Origin of the sequence: Pseudomonas laurylsulfatiphila (assembly GCF_002934665.1) — a bacterium.
Taxonomy (GTDB): Bacteria; Pseudomonadota; Gammaproteobacteria; order Pseudomonadales; family Pseudomonadaceae; genus Aquipseudomonas; species Aquipseudomonas laurylsulfatiphila.
Genome location: NZ_NIRS01000005.1, coordinates 602,925 through 629,310 on the forward strand (window position 1 = coordinate 602,925; position 26,386 = coordinate 629,310).

Here is a 26,386-nt window from a genome sequence, read left to right on the forward strand (position 1 = left end):
TCAAACGCGAGGCGGTCGCCATACCCCGGACGGGGTCTGTACGGGTAGGGAATCGCTGAAGAAGGAAATCACGACGGGGCTGAGTTCGGTTACAGGAGGCTTGAAGATCGAGACTTGCAGCATGCCGCCTGTCTTGCATTCCTGGCCCGGCTTACAAGGTTTGCCGTGCTCGGTAGGGCTTTTCATGTCGTTACAGCAGTCCATGCCCATGTCGTCCATCATCGCCATGCCCATTGCCTTCATTGGGCATGGTTCTGTTGGTGCCTGAACACCCGCCATCCCGCTGAGGGGAAGCGCCAAGCTGATCATGAAGATGATGCAAAACCGCAGGTAGCGTTTCATGGGCTGGAGTGTAGTCGCTGAAAATGGCTCTTACAATTGGATGAATGTTCTCAGCGGTCTATCGAAAGGCCCTGATCCAGGCGATATCACTGGATCTAAATTAAGCCAGCATTATCAGTGCGAAATTGAAGTGATTGACGAACTGCGTCCCGATTTATTTCTGCGCCGCTGTCTCGGACTGAGCAGGAAACGCAACGCGCATTTCATCCACCATCGATTTGAGGATTTCTCGTAATGGTTGCTCTCTGCCCAGTTGCTTCGACCACTCATGGAGATGCAGCTCGAAATTGAATTTTTGGGTCATCCGCTCAGAATCAGCTTGTTTAGCCTTCTCCAAGGCTTCTACTAAACCAATTTTTTCGCTTGCTACCAGACTCATCAGCTCTTCAAATTCATGAATCGTGAGGAAGTAAATATTTTCGACGGGGATCAAATGTTGCTCAGCATATTTGGATCGAATTTTTTCGAGCACTGCATCTCCTACAACGGCTGCGAAAGTAACTCCGTTCCCGATGTACAGCTCTTTGTATGTAACAGCCAGCAGGTAGGTAGAGGAGCGCTGACTAATCACGGGATGATCACCGCCCATCGAAGCGATTCGAGCAGCAACCTCATGCCCTTGTTCGAAAGCTTTAATCAAGGACGTTTGGGTCGCTCGACGAACATCCCCCCGTTGAAACGCAACCATACCCCGCTGCGCCATTTCCACACCTTTGGCGTCGATCAGCACATTCGAATCACCATCGGCAACAATGAAATCGACGACTTTCCCTTGACCAGGCAGGACCAGATTCAATTCGCTCTCATTGGCTGTCGGCAACCCTGACTTGCTCAACCAGTCGCCTACATATTTTTCAAACGACTTTCCAAAAGCGTTATTGAACCCGTCTACGTCAGCTCGCTTGAGGTAGTCGTAGATGAAATGTCCCAAGGATCGCTCAAGAACATGATGGGACACACACAAATATTCGGAGCGAACCTTGATGAATGGGAATTTTAGGAAGGGCGTTTGCTGCAAATACTCGTTCGGGTGGCGTCCGTCCTTATCTACCTCTTCTAAGGTGCGATGCAAATCTCCAACTTCGACAGAAACTGTACGTAGATAGGCGTCTACAGCCATCGGTGTAAAGGCTGGACAGAGACCAAAAAGAGTGGCTCGCTGAAGTACAGGACCACTTTTCTTCGTGCTAGCAAGGACCGCAAAAGAAAGACGCAGAAAGTCCCGTATGGAAACCCCGGTGCCATTCAGGAAACGAGTTTTGAAATAATGATTTTCCGGGACTTTTGCGAACAAAAGCTCCTGACGAGCAATATCAACCAAGCCGCTCTCTGTCTGATGAAAAAACTGCTGGTAGGCCACCGCCCGGAAAAAAAGCCGTACGTCTTCGTACTCATCGGGCAGGCTACCGGTTTCCGTCAGATCAAGGACCTTTTGTAGCAACTCAAGCATTTCATTCTGAGAGATTGAGGGGCGCCTCAATGGGCTATTTACTAATGGATCTAGAAAAATCCATTTAATAAACAACATGATCAACCATGGCTGCTTGGATGCCTGCTCAAAGCGATCTTTGGTGGGACTGTATAGATACCTCAACGCCGCTTCCAATAAGCTGAGCGGGTCGTAGTGTCGAATAATGCGTTGAATTTCCGTCAAGCCTTCGTCGAAACTCTTTGCTCTGATCGGCAGCTTCGCCATGAGAGTGGCATCCTTGTTTGAGATCAATGACATTCTCACACAGCGTTCGATTCCAAGCCGCCTTTAGGTTGATTAAAACGCTTCGGCATACCTCGGTAACGCAATAGAGATCAGTGCTGTGAGCAACACGAATGCGCTCGATATCCACGAGCAAGCCTCCAGCCCATACACCTGATAAACCCAGCCGGAGAGCACAGTGCCGATCGGTCGCCCCATTGCGTTCGACATGTAGTAAAACCCCACATCTAGCGACACGCCATCTTCCTTGGCGTAGGACACGATCAGGTACGCCAGTCTCCGGGAGGTCCAGCTCAACCTTTTTGGCTGCATCCCAATCACCTGCCAACGCCGCGACAACTGACCGCATCTGCTCATGCCCCGTCATCAACAAAAATGTAGGCGCCCGGCCATAGCTCTTCATTTCTACAATGAGTAAACGATCCTCGAGATGAGCCAGTCCACTGCACCATGGGGCTGGACCGCAGCGCTGCTGTGCTCATTGGGATCAATGATAGGAGCGATACGCTTTGGTTCGAAGGACCTGGCAGTCAATGCACCTGAAACATGGTTGTCACATCGACTCGAATCGCTGGAAAGATCTAATACAACTGGGAGAGCTCTGTGCATTCCCCCAACTTCAATACTCCGGGGCTGTATCTGCTACCCAATCGATGGCGGAATTGTTCAACACTGTACGATGACTGATTGTATCCATCGAGTTGACACTTCTGTTGGCTGGAATTTTTATCAGCGGCTTATGTATGTTGATTCATAAGCAAAACTCTTTAGCTCGTCTAAACACCCTTTAAAATAATCTTTATCGGGTGGAATCCTACTAACAACTGATAAATACTCATCATGCCACTCCTTATCATTTACTGTTAGCCACTGGCTTATAGTTTCATCATTGAAACGACGTCCCTCTAGGGCCAAAGCATGCCTGCGATAGAACCATACGAGGCTTTTATTTTTCACATCTCCTGGGACTTGAGAAATATCGCGATACTTAACAGCCTCTAATATAGCTAACTGAAACTCCTCAAAACTATTAAAAAAAGCTAGCAGCAGTGCTGAAACTGAAAGACTGCCAGGAAGTAGCTCTGTTAAATCGCGATATACTGACGCTTTAGTAAGCGAATCCACCACCCACCGATTCCTGTGTTTTTTTGGCACTCGGCCACTGAAACCAACTTTTTTCTTTATCTTCCCAGAGCGCCACAACTTATATTCCACAGCTCTAACTAGATCGGAGCGCTTTATTTCAGGAAGATGATTATTCAAAATTTTATGCACAAAATTCGCGACTCTAATTTGAAATTTAGAGCTTGTCGTCTCTACTTCTTGATTGGCAATTTCTTTTAGGCACTGGTAGAAATCTTTCGCACACAAATATATACCACGCACCGGCCTATCTTTAATTTCAATCAACTTCGCATGATGTTCCCAGCAAAAATCAACTAAACTTGGCTGATGAGATCTATGGATATACGGAACACCAAAAACTTCGATATCATTTCTTACGCACATTGGGCAAAACTTTGAGAGTCCGAAGCTTTTAATTAGCCAAACGCCATCTCGAATCGAACCCGAGACATCTCCCAAATGAAAGTTTTTAGTCAACCTATAGTAAGTATGATTTACCAAAAATAAATCAAACTTTCCGCTAGCAACTCCATACAACTTATCTACTAGCACGCGAACATGCTCTAGATTATAACTTCCAGGATACCGGTACGCATTAAACATAGCAATGGATGTGGCCGTCTCACTGTTTGACCCAATGAGCAAGTGATATCTATAAATTACAGACTCTAAACTTTCATCAGGGAACGGACATGGAAATAATTCAATACAGTCTAATTGATTCATTTGTTTTCTGTCATTTTTGTACTCTAGCGAGCACGAAAAAAATAAATACCCATGGCACCTTCTAGAATCCTAACCATCAAAAATATCAACTATCCCGCCCAGGAGAATCTTTAACATTTGAGCTAGGCATCCTGGCCTGTTATGCCATGTATCATGGCTATCTAACGTAAGCGTCCGGCCAACACACCTTTCTGATCCCAACGCTTAGGGCGATGGTGGACACCTATTTAAGTGGACACCATTTTTAGCCTTATTAAGCGGATCGCCATGCGCCAACGACACTCTTACCCCAAACCTTTCAAAGCCCAAGTCGTTCAGGAATGTCTGCACGCTGGTGCGTCCATCGCAAGCGTCGCGCTGAGCCACGGGATCAATGCCAATCTCGTGCGTAAATGGATTCCGCTTTATCGCGACGCGGACAGTAAAAACCTGCCCGCTTTTATCCCTTTGAAACTAGAACCCTGCGTTCATGATCGTCCCGAGCCATCGATCAGAATCGACGTGCCAAGCGAGCATGGGAGCCTCGTGGTGAACTGGCCCGTCAACGATCCCGAGGGATGTGCCCGATTCGTCCGGGGATTAATCTGATGATCCGCATCGATTCCATCTGGCTCGCCACCGAGCCGATGGACATGCGCGCGGGCACCGACACCGCGCTTGCACGGGTAGTGGCCGTGTTCGGTGCGGCGAAGCCGCACTGTGCTTATCTCTTCGCCAACCGCCGCGCCAATCGGATGAAAGTGCTGGTGCATGACGGCGTCGGCATCTGGCTGGCAGCACGTCGATTGCACCAGGGGCGCTTTTTCTGGCCGGGTGTCCGACACGGTTCAGAGCTTGAATTAGACGCCGAGCAACTTCAGGCCCTGATACTCGGATTACCGTGGCAAAGAGTCGGTGCCGGCGGCGTCATCACTGTGCTTTAAGTTCTGTCATGGCCAGCTCGCCAGCACAATTGTCCGATCAACCTATCGTCGCCTAATGCCTGCTCTGGCAAAATCAGCGGCATGACTTCCGCCCCGAATCTCGACCAACTGAACCCTGAACAACTGCGTGCTCTGGCCGCGCAGTTGATGCAGCGCGTCGAGACGATGGACAAACAAATCCACCATCACAAAACAGTCAACGAGAAACTGACCCATGAGATCGCGCTGCTCAAGCGCTTCAAGTTTGCCAAGCGCAGCGAACAACTAAGTCCTGCTCAAGCTAGCTTGCTCGATGACCTGATCGACACCGACATCGCGGCTATCGAAGCTGAACTTGAGGCACTGCAATCAACGCCGACTGCGGCCAAAGTGCGTCAGCAACCCAAGCGTGCGCCGCTGCCAGCGCAGTTTCCTCGTACGCTGATCCACCACGAACCGGACAACAGCCATTGCCAATGCGGCTGCGCCCTCAAGCGCATCGGTGAAGATGCCAGCGAAAAGCTCGACTACACCCCCGGCGTGTTTACCGTCGAACGCCATATCCGTGGGAAATGGGCCTGTGAGCAGTGCGAGACGTTGATCCAGGCACCGGTACCGGCGCATGTCATCGACAAAGGCATCCCTACGGCAGGCCTGCTGGCCCACGTTATGGTGGCCAAGTTTGCTGACCATCTGCCGCTGTATCGACAAGAGAAAATTTTCGGCCGAGCTGGTCTGGCGATCGCCCGTTCGACCTTGGCGCAATGGGTTGGCGCCTGCGGCGTGCAGCTACAGCCACTGGTGGATGCGCTGCGCGTAGCAGTGCTCGAGCATGGCGTGATCCACGCCGATGAAACGCCGGTACAGATGCTGACGCCGGGCGCCAAGAAGACCCACCGAGCCTACGTTTGGGCCTACGCAACCAGCCAGTTCGCCGACTTGGCGGCAGTCGTTTACGACTTCAGCCCGAGCCGCGCCGGCGAACACGCCCGAACCTTCCTGAACAACTGGCACGGCAAGCTGGTCTGCGACGACTTCGCCGGTTACAAGGCGAGCTTTGATCTGGGCGTCACGGAGATCGGCTGCATGGCCCATGCTCGCCGCAAGTTCTTCGACCTTCACGCGACCAACAAGAGCCAAGTCGCCGAAAAAGCGCTGCATTACATCGCCGCACTTTACGAAATAGAGCGTGAAGTAAAAGACCTAGAACCGGACATGCGGCACCGAATACGGCAGGAAAAAGCGGCTCCGATAATCGAGGCGCTACACGCCTGGATGATTGCCCAGCGCGAACTCGTACCCGAAGGGTCGGCCATCGCCAAAGCCCTGGATTACAGCCTCAAACGCTGGGTCGCGTTGATCCGATATCTCGAGGATGGCGCCGTGCCCATAGACAATAATTGGTGTGAAAATCAAATCCGGCCATGGGCACTTGGGCGCTCGAACTGGCTGTTCGCCGGGTCACTACGCAGCGGCAAACGTGCGGCTGCAATCATGAGCTTGATCCAGTCAGCACGGCTAAATGGACATGATCCGTACGCCTATCTGAAGGATGTTCTGACGCGGCTGCCCGCGCAGCGAGCGAGTGAGATTGAGGCGTTGTTACCACATCGGTGGCAACCGGTGTAATTACATCAGGTCGCGTCGTGGAGCGTTTATGAATATTCCGGCGCATAGTCCCAAAATCATCCACAAAACATGGTTTTTCGTAGCATTGGTTGCAATGGGGTAGATCTACGCCACGTACCGCCCTTTAGCGCCCCTAAACACCCTATAAATCCCCTAGCCTCCCTGTATCCCCCTCTCAAACACCCCATTTCCCCCCATTTAATCCGCGGGAACGGTAGTTACCCTGGAGATAGCGCCCCCTGATAACCCCCTATTTTCCCTAATAATCCCCGTAACACCCCATCACACCCTAATTATCCCTATATATCCCCGTAGCGCACCCCATTCTGCCCCTTCCAAATTCACTCGGGAGTTGTCGCTCCGCATTTGGTAGCAAAACTCGCAAAACTGATCCGAACTTATGAAAAATTGCGACGGAAGCCGGCCGCAAGCGATAGTCCCTGCTGTACCTGAAACCTCTTAAATCCCCGTCTAATGTAATTATACGGATCACCATTGTTTTTGAGGGTGGTCCTGTCACTACGGCCCCATCATCTTGCGCGCGTAACATCCCCCTAGAAGTGGCGATGGTTAAAGGAAGCTATCAGTTGTTGCGCCATTTCCGACTTCGGGCCAGATGCCTTTGCCGGACGCTTACTATCTAACTAACACAGTGTTATAAATCGAAAGCAATTATAGCAACGTAAGGTGGCAGGCATAGTCACTGATAGAATGTCTAAACGTATCGAGAGACGCCACTCCAAAGCAAATTGCGTGTTTGGCCTGCGCTCTTCGCTTGTACAGAATCAGCCACCACCGCCCGACTCCAGAGCGTGAAGTACACGACAAGCCTGTTTGGCGCCAATCTCGGTAACGCAAAGCGAAACAGGTGTACTTCCGCCGAGAGCCTTATTCGGTGTGGACATCCACCGAACGGTAGCCGCTCTGCTCTCGAAGATATCCTCAGCAAGGAGACAGACCACAGCAATTCGATCGAGGCGTTCTGATGCGACAGGATCGAGGGGCTTTTGTCTGCGCCGAAACCGTTCCAGCGTTGAGTAGGACGCATTAAAGAGCGTTTCCAATGTGCCCTTCTGAAGATCAAAGGTGTCGCGAACAGCATGGACAAGGTGAGCAGATAAACCTTCCTTGATTTGTAACAACCGTTCAGCTTCCATAAGCGAATTCTGTTTTGAACAGAATTCCCAGAAAGCGGCGACTATTGCTTCACACGGTTTGTTTGTCGTTTCTGCACGTCGCCGAGGCGTTGTTGATGTGGGCATTATTACTCCACCCTGCAATGTGTTTTTACGTCAAATGAAGCATTCGGCCTACGGCAGGGAGACTTCACTTCCCTAGGCATTTTCCGTTGCCTGTGATTATCGACCCCTGAACCGCTAAATCGACTCCGGACATGATTCGGCGAATTGAGCGGTTGGGTCCGTATCTATCTGCTAACAATCGCTCCGCGCGCTAGTGAATCAGCTCGTGGTTGCCCGGTCGGGTTCTCAAGACTGCGTAATTGCATCGCACATGACCACCAAATTGCAATTTTACTGACCAAGCGTTTGCGTTGGTGGTGACCACCGTTTGCATCCGGTGTGCAATGCAAGCACAAGAGACGAGCGGGAGCGAGCGGTCAGGAAAGGAATCGAGTTGGGTAAATGGCGTAGTATCTCGCAGAGTGTGACATTCATCATCCGCCGGCAGCGAAGCGTTGATATCAACATAGATGCCGTCCACTAACGAATTGACGCGCACCAGGAAGATGGGATCAAGAGCGATCAGTCGCTCCGGGGGGCCTCGGGCACCAAACGTGAGGCCAGTAGGACGCTATGCTCTAGAACAACCTATTTACGAGTGCCTCAGTTATGCGTACACACGTCAGCTGTAGCCAAGCTCGCCGGCGACTCCGCCGCCTTTTGGCTCTAGTCGCCCAAGGTCACAGTTTCGTCATAACAAAGAACGGGCGAGAAATTTGCTGGCTGGAGGGTACCGAAGCGATTCAAGTCGGCCAGGCATCTTCTACAAGGTCTCATTGTAAGGCCTAGAGGCGTATATAAAACACAGGGCGACTCAGTAAGACTGAGAGTCGCGGTAGAATGCTCACGCCACCAGCAGAGGTGAAACCAGCCTCTCCACGTACCTCGTAGAAAGATTTTTAGCTCCAGGGCCGTCGATGTGCAGGAGGTGCGTCATGATTGCTGAATCTCTACCTGAGCAAGGGTACGCCGCTTACCGCGCGAATCTCCAACTGTTTCTGGGCATTCCGCTGTCAGCAAGTGACCTAGAGATTCACACGTTGATAACGCACGGCTTCCCGGCCACAAAGTTGATGGATCTTGCCGCCGCCGGGTTAGTCTCAATCTCCCAACGAAGCCAGATAATCTCGTTGCGAGCATTGAAATCTCGAGTCCAAAGCGGACAGTCATTGAACGTCGCTGAAAGCGACCGTCTGTTCAGATATGCGCATATTTTTTCAATGGCCCAGGCTGTCTTTGGACGTCCGGAAAATGCAATGCGTTGGCTCGATAAGCCTAAAGCTCGTTTTAGCGGCCAAACGCCAGCTAGGATGCTGACGACACTTAGCGGCTTAAATCAGGTCGAGTTGATGCTGCTGCAAATCGCAGAGGGCTATGCCTTATAGATGCTCGGCAGTTCCTTAAACATAAGACAGCCGCCTTGGCTCGTTGCCTTACTCCTTACGACGTCCTCAACAGCCATGTGTCTAAGATTCCTATAGGGGCCTCAGAGCACTAAATTCGCCAAGTCTAGCGGTCCGATCTACGGTGCCGCCGAGCCGCAATTCAGCCGGGTAATGGCTAGACGTTGGAATGTTCGGTGGTCTACGTGCCAGATGAGTGGCGAGATTACACCGTTACGTCGACTTGCCAGCGGAGTACGATTGGGAAAAAATCCGAATCGAGGTGGCGTTGTGGAAAAAGACGAGATCCGGTGCAGAATTCTCGCTAGAGAGCAGGAAATGCTCGCTCAAGCCAAGAACGAAATTTTAGGATGCGGCGACTTCTTGCCTGTTAATAGGCTTGCACAGCATCTCAGTGTTCCCGCGGAAATACTTACTCCGGCCTTGGTTGAGTGGGGGGTAGGCAATCGAATTTTCTCGATCGAACATCAAGGCTGTAGTCTATTTCCCTGTTATGCGTTCTCCACTCAAGCTGGGCTCAGCCCTTATCCAGAATTAAAAGAAATAATCTCTATTCTCTCTCCTACCAAAGGCAGTTGGTCGATGGCGTTCTGGTTTTTTTCGCCGAATGGAATGCTCGGTGGCAAACGTCCACGAGACTTGGTTTCCACGGATGCGGTTCATGTGATATTAGCCGCGCAAGACGAGGTGGACGGGATTATTCACGGCTAGATGCGCCGCTGCTTGAATGGATGCCTCAGCTTTGGGGATTCGTGCCGGAAACAGGTTTATCTATCTTCCGACCGCTGTTGGCCCCTTAGCGTGAAGCAATAATCGGCCATTCAACGACGTTAAACCAGATATGGCTCCAAATAGACCGAGACAGAGATTAACTATTCGTAGCCTCACCTATTGACGAGGTGATCCTCCGCCGCGGTTTGGCGGCAGCCTGCTAGACAGCCAATGGGCTCAAACTCAGGCCCATTCGATAAGGCAGAGTCCAAGAATCGGTTGCGCTTGTCAGTGCGCTTCGCCAACACGACTTGAGCCTCAGTTCGGTAGCGCAAAAATATCAGCACTTCCATTCGGTCATTCTTTTTCACTGCTGTCCCTCTGAACGGCGTTATCCAATGGATACTACGGCTCCCCGCCATCACAAAAGGTTTACCCGATCAACGGACACGACTGCCCTCTGGATTGAGCAGTGATCTTCGGTGAGCAGCAGTATGCTAATGCTTGATCTCGACCCCATGGTTGGAGATAGCTGATGAAGATTATCGAGAGAATTGAGGTCGACGCAGTTACGGATATCGTTTGCGACATTTGTCTGTGCTCCACCCGTGTGGACGGTGGCGGACTTCAGTTTGCCATCGTTCAGGCGCACTGGGGATATGGAGCAAAGCATGACGGTGAGCGGTATGAACTGCACCTCTGCGAAACCTGCTTCTTTCAGACGCGTGGCTACCTCAAGCGGGAACGGCGAACCCAAAATCTCTTTAACGATGAGGAAGGGGCTTTTGCCGGCGACGACTTCGGCATGATCGCTAAGGATGATTTCTTCGGCGACTCAAAATAGCGCGGTTGAAAATTGCTCGCAGGATCGTTTCTTGTGAGCGGACTCCACTAAGCAAGGTATGACGCAGACCAAGCAGCCCATATGCAGGTTTGTGGATAACTCCAGCATTGTGAGCCTTGAGCTTACTCGCGCAAATGTAGAGATCCAGTCTGCGATCACTTGAGAAGGTGATTTCATGAATACAGACGATGGACATGAACGCCACGAGTTTTTGGGTGGTCCCCGAGACGCAAGGCATGGAACGTCTTTGGACTTAGAAAAGCTGACAACAATGGTTATCTCACGTTACCCAGCTAAGCCTTACTGCCTAGTCAGAGATTGGACGCTCTTCCTTGCGGACCTCACACCCGAAGAGCTTGAAACCGTCGAAAGGGCCGGCCACCTCCCGCTCTTTGTGTATGCCTTTGAAGTTGTCTACGACAGTAAGGGCCGCTTTCAACCCGGCGATTGGGTCCGTTCCAGCATGTGTGTTCAGTTCCTAGACGGGTTTCTTTTTGAGACGCGAAACACGGTATACGTGCTTGTGGGAGACGGCGCTGAGCAAAAGGCATCATTGATAACAATCTTTTCATTCCATTGATAGGACCTAGCTACCAGCCGTGCTGGTAGGTTGGTATTGCTAGATTGTCGCCTCGTTAGTGGCACATTCGATGTCGCATTGAAGGCAATACCGGCTGCTTTAACCGTTACCCTTATAGTCACCGCATTGGATCTGTCCGGTGAGTTTGATGAGCGCTCGCCCTTGATTACGTACGTTGCCGATCGCTCGGTCAATTTTGAACCATTCGAAAGCCTCCGGAGATTCATCCAGTAGCAGCACCATCTGCTTTGCACTCTCTTTGGGTGTCGCCGGAGACAACCATTCTTGGGCAAGTTTTCCTGGCAGACTCACTGATCGGCGGTCGTGGATATCCATCACTCCGCCGACGCTGCCAGTGATGATGACGAATCCGTCGTGCTCACCTGCTTCATGTTCGGCAATTGGATACTGGCAGATGGCAGCGCAGAGAACCGGAGTTCGTTCGCGATAGCGGATGAGGTAGGGCTGCATCTTTAGCCCGCCTTCGTCGACCCTTTCAAACCAGTTGTCTTTAGCGGTTATTGCCAAAACTCAGAAGTCCTGGACTACACCCACCTGACGAAATTGTAATCCTCCAATCACCTTGGCGTTATCTGCAGCTTGCAACGATGTCACCCGGCGACCATGCCGGCGGGCCTTTTTCCGCCGAACAATAAAACCCACGCCGACGCAGCTTCCAGTTCTGCCGAAACCAAGGAGTGATTGATGCTTAACAATTCAAAAATGTCGATAGCCGCTTTAGCTGTAGTTGTCGGCTCAGGGCCGTCCATGGTGTTTGCGGAAGATAAGGCAGAGGGCTTTATCGAGGACAGCAGCCTGACGGTGCTCAACCGCAATTTCTACTTTAATCGTGATTACCGTAAAGGTCAGTCCAGCCCCACCGGCAATGGTTATTCGGAAGCCTGGGCTCAGGGCATTATTGGCAAGTTCGAATCCGGCTTTACTCAAGGCACCGTCGGGGTCGGTGTCGATGCGTTTGCGATGATCGGTTTAAAGCTCGATACCGGGGATGGCCGCAACGGCGGCCAGAGTTCGTTTGATGTGCTGCCAGTCAACAGTGACGGAGAGGCGCGGGACGAATACACCAAGGTGGGTGGTGCCGCCAAAGTCCGGGCCTTCGATACGGTGGTAAAAGTCGGTGACGTGTTCCCCGCCAACCCCGTAGTGGCCGCGGGTGATTCTCGATTGCTGCCGGAAAGCTTCCGCGGTGTGACGGCTACCAACACCAGCATCGAAGGCCTGTCGGTCCAGGGCGGTCGACTGCACGCGATGAGCCAGCCGACGTCCAGCGACATGCGCGAGAACTTCGCGACCTTCTATGCCGGCCCGGTCAACTCGCCGTGGATCGCATATTTCGGCGGAGACTATTCGCTGAACAAGAACCTTAGTTTCAGCCTGTATTCCAGTCGCCTAAAAGATGCCTGGAACCAGTACTACGCCGGGAACGCTTGGACTTATCCGCTATCGGATGACATTTCACTGTTCGGTGACCTGAACTATTACAAGGCGGTCGACGAAGGCAAACAACTGCTTGGAAAGTTCGACAACAACATCTGGAGCGGCCGGGTCGGGGTGAAACTCGGTGCGCACTCCGTGGCCTTGTCCCACCAGCGCAACAACGGCAACGACGACTTCGATTATCTGCGCCAGTCCGACTCGATCTTCCTCGACAACTCCATCCAGTACAGCGACTTCAACTCACCCAAGGAACGTTCGTGGATGGTGCGCTATGACCTAGACATGGAGAGCTACGGAGTTCCGGGTCTGTCGTTCATGACTCGTTACGCCCGCGGCACCGATGCCGACTACTCCAACGCCAACGCCACGTACATGCGCCGTGATGCCGACGGCAACCCGCTGACCGATCAGAAGCGATGGGAGCGTGACATTGAAGTCAAATATGTCGTGCAGACAGGTTCGCTGAAAGATATGTCGCTGCGGTTGCGTCAAGCCACTACCCGCGCTACGGCATTTGAATCGGATCTGGATGAGGTCCGGGTGATCATCGAATACCCGTTGGCGATTCTCTGACATCGCGGTTGATACAAATTCACCTTTAGAAGCTCCTTGCTCCTTTGGTAAGAGGTGAATCTTTTGGCGTCCTTCGGGGCGCCCTTTTTATTTTCGCGGGTCGCATTCACTGAAGTTGAAAAGTGCAACGTGCTGCAATCTTGCGAACTTGTCTTGAAAATCGAAAAATCGAAGCACTCGACAGTCCTTACGGGGCGATACCGGTTCACCGACCGTTTCTGCGGCATTCGCCTCCTACGGTGTATCTAATGGTGTTGAGCTGTCCTTGGGAGTCCTCATAGGTCATCACGGTAGGGACTGCGGCGCATGAAACTTGCGGTCGCACGGTGCTCACTACTTTGACCACGTCCAACTTCATCCCGTATTCATAGTCTTTCATCACTGGTGCAGGTTTGCCCTGGTTGGCAGCATACTGCTCCATTGCTTTTGTATTTGCGCTGACGGCCCTCTCAAACGTTTTGTCACCACCGCCCTCAGCGAGCGCATTCAGGGACAGGGCCATGACCGCGATGAACGTCATCGACTTGATAAATTTCATATCCATTTCCTTAAGAAGAACCAGCAAAAAAAAGCCCGGCATCGGGGGGCGATGGCAGGCTTATCCAAGTGCGACGCGCTTACATGTCTTGGGCTTTGTCGTCTTTCTTTTCATTTACAACAACGGGATCATGCGTCTTCTCTTTGGCTACAAACAGTTCCATCGAGCGTTCTTTAGCCGCCATCATTTTCTCGAAAGCCCTGTCGCCGCCGCCTTCAGCTAACACCATGGACGACATCACCAACGCTGTTGCAAAGATGCTCAATTGTGCAAGTTTCATGTTTTCAGGCCTCATTTGATTGACGAGGTCAGGGTAACAATCCGAACCTATCGCCACGGTGGCGCGAAAATTACATATCCGTTATGTCGTGGGAGTTGAATTGAATCAGCACCAATGAACTGTGGGAGCGAGCCTGCTTGCGATAGCAAATAGTCAGTTGGCATCAATGCTGACTGACTCACCGTCATCGCTAGCAGGTTCGCTTCCACAAGGGGTACGTCTATTTAACTGGGATGGCCTCTTCATCACGTCGATGCGCCAGCTGATACAGCGCAGGCAATATCAGCAACGTGAGAATGGTCGAGGACAGAATCCCGCCAATTACCACCGTCGCCAACGGCCGCTGCACCTCCGCACCGGTACCGGTCGCCAGGGCCATCGGAATGAAGCCAAGGGACGCCACCAGTGCAGTCATCAGCACCGGACGCAGCCTTGTCAGGGCGCCCTCGCTGATGGCATCGGAGAGGGAACGTCCTTCCTCCCGCAGGTTGCGGATGAACGCGATCATCACCAAGCCATTGAGCACCGCGACTCCCGACAGCGCAATGAACCCGACGCCCGCCGAGATCGACAACGGGATGTCCCGTAGCCACAACGCCATTACGCCACCGGTCAAGGCAAACGGAATCCCGGTGAACACCAGCAGCCCGTCCTTGAGGTTGTTGAACATCATGAACAGCAAGCCAAACACCAACAGCAAGGCCACCGGCACCACAATCTGCAAGCGCTTGGCCGCCGACTGCAATTGCTCGAACTGCCCGCCCCAACTGGTCCAGTAACCCGCCGGAACCTCGACATCGCGCTCGATTACCTCACCCGCTTCTGCGACGAACGAACCGATATCGCGCCCACGCACGTTGGCGCTGACGATCACCAAGCGCTTGCCGTTTTCGCGACTGACCTGATTCGGCCCCAGCACCAGATCAAGGCTGGCAACTTCCTCAAGAGCAATGAAAGCGATCTGATTGGACGCGCCATTCTGCGGTGCCGGCACCGGGATCAGCAGGGTCGACAAACCTTCGATGTCCTTGCGCATGGCATCGGACAAACGCACCACCATGTCGAAACGCCGATCGCCCTCATACATCGTCCCTGCCTGGCGTCCTCCCACCGCTACCGCAATGGTGTCCTGTACATCGCCAACGTTGAGTCCGTAACGTGCAGCCTTGTCACGATCGATGTTGATGGTCAGCACCGGCAAACCTGTAGTTTGCTCAACCTTGACCTCGGACGCACCGTTAACCTTTTGCATAGCAGTGGCAATCTTCGCCGCCGTGGCGTTGAGCACGTCCATGTCATCACCGAAAACCTTGACCGCCACATCGCTGCGCACACCGGAGATCAGTTCGTTGAAGCGCAGTTGGATTGGCTGCGACAGTTCATAGTTGCTGCCCGGTAGCGTCGCGGCGGCTTGTTGCAGTTCGGCCATCAGGGCTTCGCGGGATTTGCCAGGATCCGGCCACTGCTCCTTGGGCTTGAGCATCACGTAGCTGTCGGAAATGTTCGGCGGCATCGGGTCAGAAGCAATTTCGGCGGTGCCGGTGCGGCCGAATACGCGCTGTACTTCCGGCACTTTGTTGAGAATCAAGGTTTCCAGACGCTGCTGCATGTCCACCGACTGCGTGAGACTGGTGCCGGGTACGCGCAACGCCTGCAGGGCAAAATCGCCCTCACTGAGACTCGGTACAAACTCGCTGCCCATGCGACTGGTCATCACGCCGCTGAGCGCGACCACGATCAAGGCCATGCCCACTGCCACGGCGCGATGGGACATCACCCAAGCCAGCGCCGGCGCATAAAACCGGCGTGCGCCGCGCATGACCACGCCTTCTTCTTCCTTGACCTTACCGGTGACAAACAGGGCGATGGCCGCTGGTACGAAGGTCACCGACAACAACATGGCGCCAAGCAGCGCGATCACCACAGTGAATGCCATTGGATGGAACATTTTTCCTTCGACACCGGTGAGGGCGAAGATCGGCAGGTACACGACCATGATGATCAACTGGCCGAAAATCAGCGGTCGCCGCGCTTCTTTGGCCGCTGCGAATACTTCATGGAAGCGCTCGGATCGGGTCAGCAATCGTCCGTGATGCTGCTGTGCGTGGGCCAGCCGTCGCAGGGTGTTTTCAACGATTACCACCGCGCCGTCGACAATAATGCCGAAGTCGAGTGCGCCGAGGCTCATCAGATTGGCGCTGACCTTGTTGCTGAACATGCCGGTGAAGGTGAACAGCATCGACAGCGGAATCACCATGGCCGTGATCAAAGCCGCACGGATGTTGCCCAGGAACAGGAAGAGAATCGCGATCACCAGAATCGCACCTTCGACCAGATTCTTTTTCACCGTGGCGATGGCTTTGTCGACCAAGTGCGTACGGTCATAAACCGGCACCGCGACGACGCCGGTCGGCAGCGAACGGTTGATCTGCTCAAGCTTGCTGGCAACTGCCTGGGAGACGGTGCGGCTGTTTTCGCCGATCAGCATGAATACGGTGCCGAGCACCACTTCGCGACCGTTTTCAGTCGCGGCCCCGCTGCGCAGTTCACGGCCGATATCCACCGTGGCAACGTTCTTCACCCGAATCGGTGTGCCGTCGACGTTAGCCATGACAATGTTGGCAATGTCCTCGGTGCTCGCCACTTGTCCAGGCGCGCGGATCAGCAGTTGCTCGCCAATGTGCTCGATGTAGCCCGCGCCGACGTTGGCATTGTTGCGCTCAAGCGCAGTGATCAGATCGGTGAGAGTCAGTTTGTACGCTGCCAGCCGTTTCGGATCAGGTGCAATCTGATACTCCTTGGCGAATCCACCGATGGTGTTGATCTCCGCCACGCCAGGAACGTTGCGCAGCTGCGGCTTGATGATCCAGTCCTGGATTACCCGTAGGTCCGTCGGCGTATAGGGGGTGCCGTCCTCCTTGAGCGCGCCTTCCCGCGCTTCGACGGTCCACAGGAAAATCTCCCCAAGCCCCGTCGAAATCGGCCCCATCACCGCTTTGGCGCCTTCGGGTAATTGTTCTTTAGCTGTTTGCAGGCGCTCATTGACCAACTGCCGGGCGAAGAACAGATCAGTGCCGTCCTTGAATATCACAGTGACTTGCGACAGCCCCGACCGCGACAGCGAACGGGTCTGTTCCAATGCCGGTAGACCGGCCATGGCAGTTTCAATCGGGAAGGTGATGCGCTGCTCGGTTTCCAGCGGCGAGAACCCGGCGGCGCCGGTATTGATTTGTACTTGGACGTTGGTGATATCGGGCACGGCGTCGATCGGCAGTTTCTGGTAACTGGCGATACCTAGGCCGGCCATGAGTAAAACGGCGAGCAGCACAATGATGCGCTGCTCGATGGCAAACTGGATCAAGCGTTCGAACATGAGAACCTTCTCGTCGAGGGGGCAGATCGGTGGGTGTTGTTAAAGCGCTGTTTCAATGAGAGTGCTCAGCCGAGGCTTTACCCAGTTCCGATTTGAGAACGTAGCTGCCGGCAGCTGCGACCTGAACCCCGGACTCCAGCCCCTTGGTGATTTCCACTTGCCCGTCCGCTCGACTACCCAGCTCCACCGCCTGCGCCTTGAAGCCGTCGTCGGTGCGCACGAATACTGTAGGTTTGTCCTCGACCGTCTGAATCGCGGTTTCCGGCACGGCGACTCTGGCCTCACGGCTGTCGGTGGCTACTAGTGCGTTGACGAACAGGCCCGGACGCCACGCGCCTTGGGGGTTCTCCAGAGTCACGCGCACGGTGGCGGTACGCGTCTGCTCACCGAGCAAGCTGCCCACATAAGCCACGTTGCCAACGACCTCGGCGTTCAGCTCCGGGGCACTGATCGTCACGGGTTTGCCCACCTGCACCTTGGTCAAATCCTTGGGTGAAACGCCGAATGTCACCCAAACCCGGGAAAGATCCGAAAGGATGAACGCATTGCTGGTCACGTCGACCACTTCTCCCGGCGTCAGGTGTTTTTCCACCACAACGCCGTCGAACGGAGCGCGCAGCTCATAGCGATTGCCGCCGGTGGCGACCACGCTGCCGCTGAGTACGCTGATTTTCTGTTGAGCGTTGTTCAGGGCGATTTCAGCTTCTTGCAGCGCCTGTCGAGCCTGGAGGAAATCCTGTTCAGCGGAAATCTTGCTTTCCCACAACTGCTTCTCACGCTCGTAAGTGGTCCGTGCCAGTGTCAGACGCCGCTGCGCCGCGGCCTGTTCACTGCGCTGATCAGAAATCTGCTGACTGGAAATCACTGCCAACAGCTGACCCTTTTTCACCGATTGCCCGAGATTGACCGACACTGACTCGACCACGCCGGGGACTCGAGGCACAACATGGGCCGTTCGGTCTTCGTCAAAACGCACTTCACCGGGGAATGGCAAACCGAGATTGATACTCTGCGCACCGGCTTCGATCAATTGAATACCTGCCGCAGTGATCTGCTCGTTGCTGAGGGTCAGATGTCCCTCTTCACCTGCAGCATGTTCACCCTCAGCTGCGGCGCCATTTTCGGCGTGTTCAGCATGCTCGGCATGTTCCGCCGCTTCATTGGCATGCGCCTCGATGGACGAGTTACCCGTGCGAATCGAACCGATGCCAATACCCAGCGCCAAAGTTGCTACGGCGACAACGATCAGTTTTTTGTTCATGGAAACTCCTCTGCGCCAAGCCATCACGCATTTCTGTGAAAGTTGAAAATCAAGGGCTGACAGCGAGCGCGTCGAGATCGCCGAAAATGCGCTCAATCCGCACCCGCGCGTCTGTCGCCTCTGCAACCGCCTGGATGTATTGGGTGCGGGCGCTGATCAGGGTGCGTTGGGCATCGAGTACATCGAGGAAGCCAAACTTACCCATCTCGAATCCTCGTGTAGCGCTGTCGACAGCGCTCTGCGCGGAGGGCAGGATGGTCTGGTGGAACGCCTTCACTTCACCATTCGCGGTCCGCCATTGCTCCAGGGCAGTCTGGGTTTCCGTGCGCAAACGCAGCTCGGTGGCATTGCTCAAGTCCCGCGCCTGATCTGCGCGTCGAGCGGCTGCCAGTACGTTGCCCTGATTACGGTTGAATAATGGAATCGGCATCGATAGCCCGACTACGTTCACCCGCTCGCGCTCCGTCGCGTCGTACTGGCTGCCGATGCTTACGGTCAGGTCGGGAATTCGCTGTGCCTTCTCCAGCCCCAAAGAAGCCTCACGCTGATTGATCTGCAATTTGGCCAGGCGCATCTCGGCGGTCTCACTCAGGCGTTCAAGTAACTTTGTCGACGGCACGGCGAGCGTTGATTGTCGGGCAGCCTGCACATCGACCGAGACCGGCAAAGGGGCACCCATGACTTGAGCCAGTTGCTGATACGCATTGGCCTGGTCGCGCTCGGCACGACTCTGTTCAAGTCGTACCTCAGACAATTGCACCTGCGCCCGCGTACCTTCGACCGGCGAGGACTTGCCGGCTTGTATACGCCCTTGGGCTACGCGCACACCTTGCTCGGCGAGTTGCAGAGACTGACGAGACAACTGCAACCGTTGCTGCGCTGTTTGAGCGCTGGAAAACGCTTGGACCACATCGGCACGCAACGCATTGCGCTTGCGCTCCAGTTCGATCCCGGCAGCGTCCTGCGCGCGGCTGGCGACTTCGATACGCGCGCCGCGCTTGCCACCCAGTTCAATCGGCTGGCTGAGCAGCACCGTAGTAGTGCGCGAGTCACGTCGGGTGTCTTCGGCCTCCAACGACACTGTGGGGTTGGGGATCAAACCAGCCTGTTTTCGGTCACCTTCGGCAATGCCGATGTCCCACTGCGCTGCTGCGAGATCGGGGTTTGCGGCGAGCGCCGTTTGCAGGGCCTGATCAAGGGTCAGTGTCGTTGACGAAGCAACCGCAAAACCAGGATTGGCCACTAAAAAAAAGCCTGTAGTACCTGCGATTCGCAATGCTTTTTTCAGGCGTAATCGCGCCGTCAGTTCTCTTGGACCGGGCAATTGAACACTTCCTTTAAAATAGAGAAATTTCGATACTGCCACGTTATGTTTTTGAACTTATCGACAAGGTGACTGGAACATTACAAATACGTTATCCACTGTTACAGCAAGTTTTTTTGTTCTAGTATTCGAAACGCTCAAACCTATACAGCAACACCAAGAAACAAATACTTCATGCTTATCCGCCGAACAGCACTTGCTGTGTTTCCGTTCTCATGAAATGAAGACGTGCAAGTCCCAACCTCTGCGACAGGCTGTCGCAGAAGACTGATTTAGAGCCTCCACTTAACCGTTTTCAGTTGACTCTGTAGCCGCTACAGCCTTTATTTTGCGTGAGATCAATCGTTGGCCCTACGTAATGAACAGCAGTAAATTCATTTAACTGTTATTGAATAACATTCGGAAGAACTTATAAAAATAACAATTTTTACGACTTCCTTAATTACTTACCCATTAAATAAAAGTGGTGATTGACCATGCGAATCCTTGTCATCGAGGACGAGCTTAAAACTGCCGAGTATTTGCATCAGGGATTGACCGAGAGTGGTTATATTGTTGACCGTGCGACAACCGGCGCCGATGGGCTGCATCTGGCCCAGCATCAGGTTTACGACCTGATCATTCTCGACGTTAACCTGCCGGAACTGGACGGCTGGGGCGTGCTGGAACAGCTGCGTCGCGCTCATTCCACCCGGGTCATGATGCTCACCGCACGCGGGCGCTTGGCGGACAAAGTCCGCGGACTGGACATGGGTGCCGACGACTATCTGGTCAAGCCGTTCGAGTTCCCGGAATTGTTAGCCCGGGTGCGCACTCTAATGCGTCGCAGTGAAAACATTCCCGTGCCGCAAGTACTCAAGGTTGCCGACCTGGAGCTCGACCCGGGCCGTCACCGGGCCTTCCGTGGCGAACAGCGCATCGACCTGACCACCAAGGAATTTGCCCTACTGCATCTGCTAATGCGCCACTCCGGCGAGGTATTGACCCGGACCCAGATCATTTCGCTGGTGTGGGATATGAACTTCGACTGCGACACCAATGTGGTCGAGGTCTCCATCCGCCGCCTGCGGGCGAAGATCGACGACCCGTTCGACAGCAAGCTGATCCACACCCTTCGCGGTGTCGGCTACGTACTGGAGTCACGGACATGAGGCCAGCCAGTCTTTCGCTGCGCCTTGGTTTGACAGTCAGTCTTCTCGGGGCATTGCTTGTGGTGTTCCTGGCTGTATTGGCCTATTTCGCCCTGACTCATCAACTCAACGCGCTATCTAGGGACAACCTGGAAAAGAAAATGGAGCAGGTGGAACATAGCCTGGCGTTGTACGCCAATGTCGCTGAAATCGGCGGAAAGCCGCATATCCTGCTCGATCAGGTCATGGGGCATGACAACCTGACGCTCAGCATTTATGACCAGAACAATCTTCGTACACCGCTGCTTAAGTCCGGCTCAGGCATGGTCGATCCGCGCCCGGAACTGAAAGCCGTGCGGGGCATCACCGAGCAACTGGTCTACTCCAGCAGCACCGACGTCGAGGGCACCAATTTTCTCACCGCCTCGAAGCTGATCCGCGTCAAGGACGGTACCCCCGTGCCGGTGCTGATATCGATCGACAACACCCACGATCAAGCTTTGCTCAGCGCCTATCTGCGCTCGACACTGACTGCCTTGCCGCTGCTGTTGATCTTTATCGGCCTCACTGCTTGGTTTGCGGTACAGCGGGGCCTGATACCGTTGCGCGAGTTTCGAAAAGTGGCGGCAAGAGTGACCACGCAGGATCTCGAGCATCGGCTATCGGTGGTCAACATGCCCCAGGAACTCAGCGAATTGGCCCAAGGCATCAATTTCATGCTGCATCGCCTCGACGACGGCGTACAGCAACTGTCGCAATTCTCCGACGACCTGGCACATGAACTCCGCACGCCGATCAATAACCTGATGGGCAAGGCCCAAGTGACACTTTCCCGGGAGCGTTCGAGCGAGGAGTACAAAAACATTCTGGTGTCGTGCACCGAAGAATTGGAACGCGTCGCGCGGATAGTTTCCGACATGCTATTCCTCGCGCAGTCCAGCCAATCGACGGCGCACGCGCCTTTCGAATGGGTCAATCTTGAAGCCGAGGCGCAGAAAGTGGTCGAACTGTTTTCCCTACCGGCGCAGGACAAGGAGATCAAGCTGAGTGTGGTCGGCAACGCACGGGTGTCGGGCGACCGTTTGATGATTCAACGGGCGATCTCGAACCTGCTATCCAATGCCCTGCGCCACTGTCCACCTCGGAACACCATTTCGTTGGTCATTGAGAGCGGTGCGAATCAGGTTTCACTGTTCGTCAGCAATCCTGGCGCGGGTATCGATGCACAACACTTGCCACATCTGTTCGACCGTTTCTACCGGGTCGACAGCAGCCGCACCCGTTCCCAAGGCAGTACCGGGCTGGGTCTCGCCATCGTGCGCTCGATCATGAGCTTGCACCAGGGTGATGCGCAGGTTGAAAGTCAACCTGGCGAGTTAACTGTGTTCAGGCTGGTTTTCCCCAAGAGCTAAGCACCACGAGCAGCCCAATTGTTGCGATTGGGCTACTTCATGGGTCGACTTTTCGCACAGGCCATTAGCCTATTCGTTGAGTTGTTTGGGCACGCGTACATTTTTACGTACACCGGAAATAGGAGAGCTGAAGCTTCCTATTATTTTCGAGCGACCAATTTCCTTTTCAGACGGATAAGACGTGCTCGATTGAGCGCATCAACATTCAAAAAGGAAGGTGCTCCGTCAGTCGTCGCGCATCAGTTCCTGTAGATCGGCAGAAAGCGGCATGACACTAAATGCATTGACACGTGCTCTGCCTGTGTTGCCGACTGGCACCCATATCCTGGAAAACAATAACGCAGCAAAAATACGAGGAACCTGGCCCACAACCTCACGCCAATCCCTTGTCTGTAATCCCAGTTTCAACATGAGCCAATGCGATCTCGCATGAGCCAGAGGCATGCGTTGCGTGATGATATGAGCACGCTCCAACCAGAGGTAAGCAGCCTGAACGTCGTTGTTCTTAAGCGCGGCAGAAGCCTCAAGGAAGGCTTCATTTATTGCAGTACGCAGAATCACTTTCATCCCAACCTCGGACTTGGATCCGCTGTAATCGTAGCCGGCAGAATCAGCAAGGAGCCAATCTTCGACTTCGGCATACGCAGGCACGCGCAATGCCGAAGTGAAAAATCCATCGCTACGATTTAAAGACAACGCCTGACCAATTAATCGAAGATGTCCCGTAGAAACGATTTTTTATGGTGGGGCTTCTGACCATGATGTCCGCCTTGATTCTGATGGCCACTCTGATGGCCGCCATGATGTTCATCCCTCCAACCGCCACTATTATGTCCACGCTGCTCTGTGTAGCTTTGGTCGCCACCATGCTGGTTGTACGCCGGTTGGACATACCCTGTCTGACCCGCTGGCGCCCTATCTGGCGTCGCAATTGGTGAATTCTGTGGGAGAAAACGACCAGCGTCCTGTTGCTGACTGCGCTCAATAATCTTGTCGAGCTCACCTCGATCAAGCCAAACACCACGGCATTGAGGACAGTAATCGATTTCGATACTTTGACGTTCAGTCATTACCAACGCGATATCTTTGCAAATTGGACATTGCATAATCTTGATTCCTTCGTGCTAATCAGTAATCGAGGGCGCGGCAGTCATATCACCTGCGCAGCAGCCGCAACCCGTTGAATACGACGAGCAAGCTCGCCCCAACATCCGCAAAAACGGCCATCCACAAGGTTGCGTGGCCAGATAATGCCAGCGCTAGAAAAACGAATTTGATGCCCAATGCCAATCCGATGTTCTGTTTTAGAACCGATGCGCATCGACGACTTAAGCTTATGAAATCAGCGATCTTGCGCGGGTCATCATCCATGATGGCAACATCAGCGGTTTCAAGTGCGGTAGCGGTGCCTGCGGCTCCCATTGCAAAACCGATATCGGATTGTGCCAATGCAGGGGCGTCGTTCACGCCATCCCCAACCATGCCAACAGGGCCATAACGACGTTTGAGTTCAGCGACGGCGGTTTGTTTGTCTTCTGGCATGAGATTTCCGCGCGCATCCTTTATGCCCAATTTCCCGGCAATAGAGTTGGCGGTTGCCGGGTTATCACCCGTCAGCATTACCGGTACAACATTCATGGCATTCAAAGCGGCTACGGCGGCAAAGCTTTCAGCCCGTACGGTGTCAGCTACCGCGAAGATCGCTACTGGACCGTTGGCTGCGCAAAGTACGATTACAGTTTTTCCCGCGTTTTCCAGCAGCGACAATCGAGCCTCAAGCGCTGGGGAACATACGCCCAACTCTTCAACCAGGCGATGGTTACCCAGGTGCCAGGATTGGCCATTGATATTGCCTTTGACACCACGCCCGTTGAGTACACTGAAGTCCTCAACCGGCATAATCGCCCCCTCCGGCTGCTGCAATTTCCAGCCGCTGACCAAGGCCTTGGCTACGGGATGCGTACTCTGCTCGTCCAGGCTTGCGGCGATCAGCAAAGCCTGCTCAATGGGCATATCTGTAAACGGCTCAACATCGGTCAGTACCGGCTTGCCCTGAGTCAAAGTACCGGTCTTGTCGAGTGCAACAACCTTCAGAAACCGGCCGCTTTCAAGATACGCACCACCCTTGATCAAGATGCCGTGCCTGGCTGCTGCTGTTAGCCCACTGACGACGGTAATCGGAGTTGAAACCACCAGAGCGCACGGGCAAGCAATGACTAACAGAACCAGCGCCTGATAGAGCCACTCACCCCAAGCTCCACCGATGAGGACAGGGCCCAGGACAGCAACCAGAACAGCGAGAACTACTACTGCGGGGGTGTAGTAATGCGCGAATTGATCTACAAACCGCTGTGTCGGTGCCCGTTGAGACTGTGCGTCTTGAATCGCTGCAGCAATGCGCGCAAGGGTACTTTCACCAGCTACTGCCGTGACGGTAGCTTCAACCACACCGTCCGTAACGATGGTGCCAGCGTAAAGCGGATCTCCAATCTCCTTATCAACCGGTAGGCTTTCGCCAGTAATCGGAGCCTGATCCAGTGCCGCACGTCCAGAATCTACCCGAGCATCCAGCGGCACGCGCGAACCTGTGCGAACCCGGATGCGACTACCGAGCAATACACTCGCTACTGGCAGTTCTTTCCAGCCACTTTCGGTCATGACCTCAGCGATTTCCGGCGCCAATGCAGTCAGCGACTTGATAGCATTGCGCGCCCGCTCCAGAGAAAGTGCTTCGATGGCTTCTGCAATGGCGAACAGGAAAACCACCATTGAGGCTTCAGGCCATTTACCGATGACGAGGGCGCCTACGACAGCCAGCGACATCAGGAAATAGATGTTCAATGTGAAGTTTTTAACCGCGATCCAACCCTTTTTAAGTGTTGGGAGACCAGCAGCCAGGATAGACAGAGCAGCCAACACCATCACTGGCCAAGAGCTTTCCTGCCCGGTTGTCCATGCAGTGACTTCAGCGGCGATAGCCGCGACGCCGCTGACGGCCAACAACCCTTTCAACTTTGCGCTCAGCACTGGCGGAAGAGCCGAAGGTGCGGCGCCGGCTTCGATCAAGGTCGGCCCCATGTCCAGTGCAACTAATGCGGTGACGATTGACTGCGGATCATCCAGACGGTGATGCACGGTCAACTCACGATTCAGTAGGTTGAAGTCGAGGCGGACAATTCCGGACATCGGCTCTAGCCGGTTACGGATGAGGCGTTCCTCGGTGGGGCAATCCATTTTGTCGATGCGATATCGAACATTATTGGTCCCCTCGGGAGCCGAATTGGTCTTGCTGGGTGCAAATGCGTCAGTTGCGTGAGCGCCATGAGCACAACAGGCATCGGCATGATCGTGAATGTGCGTGCCATGATCGTGATCGTGCGGGTCGTCGTGATCGTGGGCATGGGCATGCGCGCCATGGTCGTGATTATGCGAGCCAGGATCATGCTGGTGCGTTTTGTGATGAGAAGGTTCAACCGCATGCGGATGATCGGACCCACAACAATCGTCTTTTTTCACAGCCTGAAGGCGGACGATCGGTTTTGGCTTGCTTTCCTGACTCATGGTGCTTCTACCGGTAAGAACAATGGCACCATTCAACAGCCTGAACCAACTACAGGGTCAAGCAATGAATTGAAGCTATTTCACATTCCAGTAGGGTGGTTTTTTGGTTATCGGTATCGGACATTGAGCTGCGTCTTTGCAGCAGTGCTATTTTTCTAGAGACCTTTTTGAGTTGCAGGCCTTGCAGCGCCTCTCTCTCGATAGCAGAAGGCTGTAAATGAACGAAATTGAGTTGGAACGGCATCCAAAGCACCTGCCT

At 53.8% G+C, this 26,386-nt stretch carries 24 protein-coding genes and 2 pseudogenes; 11 read left to right on the forward strand and 15 right to left on the reverse strand.

Going from position 1 to position 26,386, the window contains the following annotated elements; genetic code table 11:
* The 4 genes and pseudogenes from CD175_RS21320 to CD175_RS31135 all read right to left on the reverse strand — a co-directional run bounded on the left by CD175_RS21320 (position 1) and on the right by CD175_RS31135 (position 3,907).
* Positions 1-342, reverse strand: coding sequence for a hypothetical protein (locus CD175_RS21320; protein WP_103396032.1), 342 nt, complete (start codon positions 340-342; stop codon positions 1-3).
* Between the two features lie 154 nt (positions 343-496).
* A complete protein-coding gene (gapS1, locus tag CD175_RS21325) occupies positions 497-2,038 on the reverse strand; it encodes a GapS1 family protein (protein ID WP_103396033.1) in 1,542 nt (513 codons plus the stop codon).
* Positions 2,039-2,110: 72 nt separating this feature from the next.
* Positions 2,111-2,329 (reverse strand): annotated as a pseudogene (locus CD175_RS21330) (organoarsenical effux MFS transporter ArsJ); the annotation flags it as partial.
* Positions 2,330-2,785: 456 nt separating this feature from the next.
* Complete coding sequence (locus CD175_RS31135; RefSeq protein WP_108724266.1) at positions 2,786-3,907, reverse strand: TniQ family protein; 1,122 nt, start codon at positions 3,905-3,907, stop codon at positions 2,786-2,788.
* A gap of 231 nt (positions 3,908-4,138) precedes the next feature.
* On the opposite strand from CD175_RS31135, the gene tnpA reads away from it, so the two are divergent.
* From tnpA to tnpC, 3 genes are all read left to right on the forward strand, one after another.
* Complete coding sequence (gene tnpA, locus CD175_RS21340) at positions 4,139-4,495, forward strand: IS66-like element accessory protein TnpA (RefSeq protein WP_240628883.1); 357 nt, start codon at positions 4,139-4,141, stop codon at positions 4,493-4,495.
* Complete coding sequence (tnpB, locus tag CD175_RS31795; protein WP_034149241.1) at positions 4,495-4,830, forward strand: IS66 family insertion sequence element accessory protein TnpB; 336 nt, start codon at positions 4,495-4,497, stop codon at positions 4,828-4,830. The genes tnpA and tnpB overlap by 1 nt, the downstream gene beginning before the upstream one ends.
* A gap of 81 nt (positions 4,831-4,911) precedes the next feature.
* A complete protein-coding gene (gene tnpC, locus CD175_RS21350) occupies positions 4,912-6,438 on the forward strand; it encodes an IS66 family transposase (protein ID WP_102599745.1) in 1,527 nt (508 codons plus the stop codon).
* 785 nt (positions 6,439-7,223) lie between these two features.
* On the opposite strand, the gene CD175_RS21355 is transcribed toward tnpC, so the two are convergent.
* Positions 7,224-7,700, reverse strand: a complete 477-nt coding sequence (locus CD175_RS21355; RefSeq protein ID WP_103396034.1) for an Xre family toxin-antitoxin system antitoxin — start codon at positions 7,698-7,700, stop codon at positions 7,224-7,226.
* 588 nt (positions 7,701-8,288) lie between these two features.
* Between CD175_RS21355 and CD175_RS21360 the strand changes: the two genes are divergently transcribed.
* The 5 genes from CD175_RS21360 (at position 8,289) to CD175_RS21385 (ending at position 11,217) form a co-directional block, all read left to right on the forward strand.
* The gene (locus CD175_RS21360; protein ID WP_103396035.1) at positions 8,289-8,468 is read left to right on the forward strand and encodes a type II toxin-antitoxin system prevent-host-death family antitoxin; all 180 of its coding nucleotides are present in this window, start codon (positions 8,289-8,291) and stop codon (positions 8,466-8,468) included.
* A gap of 146 nt (positions 8,469-8,614) precedes the next feature.
* Complete coding sequence (locus CD175_RS21365; protein WP_103396036.1) at positions 8,615-9,064, forward strand: antitoxin Xre/MbcA/ParS toxin-binding domain-containing protein; 450 nt, start codon at positions 8,615-8,617, stop codon at positions 9,062-9,064.
* A gap of 288 nt (positions 9,065-9,352) precedes the next feature.
* Positions 9,353-9,793, forward strand: a complete 441-nt coding sequence (locus CD175_RS21370; protein ID WP_240629016.1) for an MbcA/ParS/Xre antitoxin family protein — start codon at positions 9,353-9,355, stop codon at positions 9,791-9,793.
* A gap of 535 nt (positions 9,794-10,328) precedes the next feature.
* Positions 10,329-10,637 (forward strand): hypothetical protein, encoded by a 309-nt coding sequence (locus CD175_RS21380; protein ID WP_103396038.1) that lies wholly within the window; start codon positions 10,329-10,331, stop codon positions 10,635-10,637.
* 175 nt (positions 10,638-10,812) lie between these two features.
* Positions 10,813-11,217, forward strand: coding sequence for a DUF6957 family protein (locus CD175_RS21385; protein ID WP_103396039.1), 405 nt, complete (start codon positions 10,813-10,815; stop codon positions 11,215-11,217).
* A 99-nt stretch (positions 11,218-11,316) separates the two neighbouring features.
* Here the strand turns inward: CD175_RS21385 and CD175_RS21390 are convergent.
* A pseudogene (locus tag CD175_RS21390) lies at positions 11,317-11,742 on the reverse strand (SOS response-associated peptidase family protein); the annotation flags it as partial.
* A 180-nt stretch (positions 11,743-11,922) separates the two neighbouring features.
* Between CD175_RS21390 and CD175_RS21395 the strand changes: the two are divergent.
* Positions 11,923-13,248, forward strand: a complete 1,326-nt coding sequence (locus CD175_RS21395; RefSeq protein ID WP_103396040.1) for an OprD family porin — start codon at positions 11,923-11,925, stop codon at positions 13,246-13,248.
* Positions 13,249-13,453: 205 nt separating this feature from the next.
* On the opposite strand, the gene CD175_RS21400 is transcribed toward CD175_RS21395, so the two are convergent.
* The 5 genes from CD175_RS21400 to CD175_RS21425 all read right to left on the reverse strand — a co-directional run bounded on the left by CD175_RS21400 (position 13,454) and on the right by CD175_RS21425 (position 20,024).
* On the reverse strand, positions 13,454-13,786 hold the full coding sequence (locus CD175_RS21400) for a DUF2790 domain-containing protein (RefSeq protein WP_103396041.1): 333 nt from the start codon (positions 13,784-13,786) through the stop codon (positions 13,454-13,456).
* 79 nt (positions 13,787-13,865) lie between these two features.
* On the reverse strand, positions 13,866-14,066 hold the full coding sequence (locus CD175_RS21405) for a co-regulatory protein PtrA N-terminal domain-containing protein (RefSeq protein WP_103396042.1): 201 nt from the start codon (positions 14,064-14,066) through the stop codon (positions 13,866-13,868).
* 220 nt (positions 14,067-14,286) lie between these two features.
* On the reverse strand, positions 14,287-17,439 hold the full coding sequence (locus CD175_RS21415) for an efflux RND transporter permease subunit (protein ID WP_103396043.1): 3,153 nt from the start codon (positions 17,437-17,439) through the stop codon (positions 14,287-14,289).
* Positions 17,440-17,491: 52 nt separating this feature from the next.
* The gene (locus CD175_RS21420; RefSeq protein WP_103396044.1) at positions 17,492-18,700 is read right to left on the reverse strand and encodes an efflux RND transporter periplasmic adaptor subunit; all 1,209 of its coding nucleotides are present in this window, start codon (positions 18,698-18,700) and stop codon (positions 17,492-17,494) included.
* A gap of 49 nt (positions 18,701-18,749) precedes the next feature.
* Positions 18,750-20,024, reverse strand: coding sequence for a TolC family protein (locus CD175_RS21425; protein ID WP_104450350.1), 1,275 nt, complete (start codon positions 20,022-20,024; stop codon positions 18,750-18,752).
* Between the two features lie 476 nt (positions 20,025-20,500).
* Here CD175_RS21425 and CD175_RS21430 point away from each other — a divergent pair, with 476 nt between their 5' ends.
* Together CD175_RS21430 and CD175_RS21435 are read left to right on the forward strand one after the other, a co-directional pair.
* Entirely contained in the window at positions 20,501-21,175 is a 675-nt protein-coding gene (locus tag CD175_RS21430) for a heavy metal response regulator transcription factor (protein ID WP_103396046.1), read from the forward strand.
* Positions 21,172-22,566, forward strand: coding sequence for a heavy metal sensor histidine kinase (locus CD175_RS21435; RefSeq protein WP_104450351.1), 1,395 nt, complete (start codon positions 21,172-21,174; stop codon positions 22,564-22,566). The genes CD175_RS21430 and CD175_RS21435 overlap by 4 nt, the downstream gene beginning before the upstream one ends.
* 225 nt (positions 22,567-22,791) lie before the next feature.
* Here CD175_RS21435 and CD175_RS21440 read toward each other — a convergent pair whose 3' ends face one another.
* From CD175_RS21440 to CD175_RS31140, 4 genes are read right to left on the reverse strand one after another with little or no spacing between them, the layout of a single operon-like run.
* Complete coding sequence (locus CD175_RS21440) at positions 22,792-23,262, reverse strand: DUF3703 domain-containing protein (protein ID WP_338066226.1); 471 nt, start codon at positions 23,260-23,262, stop codon at positions 22,792-22,794.
* An 11-nt stretch (positions 23,263-23,273) separates the two neighbouring features.
* A complete protein-coding gene (locus CD175_RS31995) occupies positions 23,274-23,672 on the reverse strand; it encodes a TFIIB-type zinc ribbon-containing protein (protein ID WP_104450352.1) in 399 nt (132 codons plus the stop codon).
* A 49-nt stretch (positions 23,673-23,721) separates the two neighbouring features.
* Positions 23,722-26,163 (reverse strand): heavy metal translocating P-type ATPase, encoded by a 2,442-nt coding sequence (locus CD175_RS21450; RefSeq protein WP_476748386.1) that lies wholly within the window; start codon positions 26,161-26,163, stop codon positions 23,722-23,724.
* 13 nt (positions 26,164-26,176) lie between these two features.
* Positions 26,177-26,371 (reverse strand): hypothetical protein, encoded by a 195-nt coding sequence (locus tag CD175_RS31140; RefSeq protein ID WP_146094598.1) that lies wholly within the window; start codon positions 26,369-26,371, stop codon positions 26,177-26,179.
* Positions 26,372-26,386 lie beyond the last annotated feature (15 nt).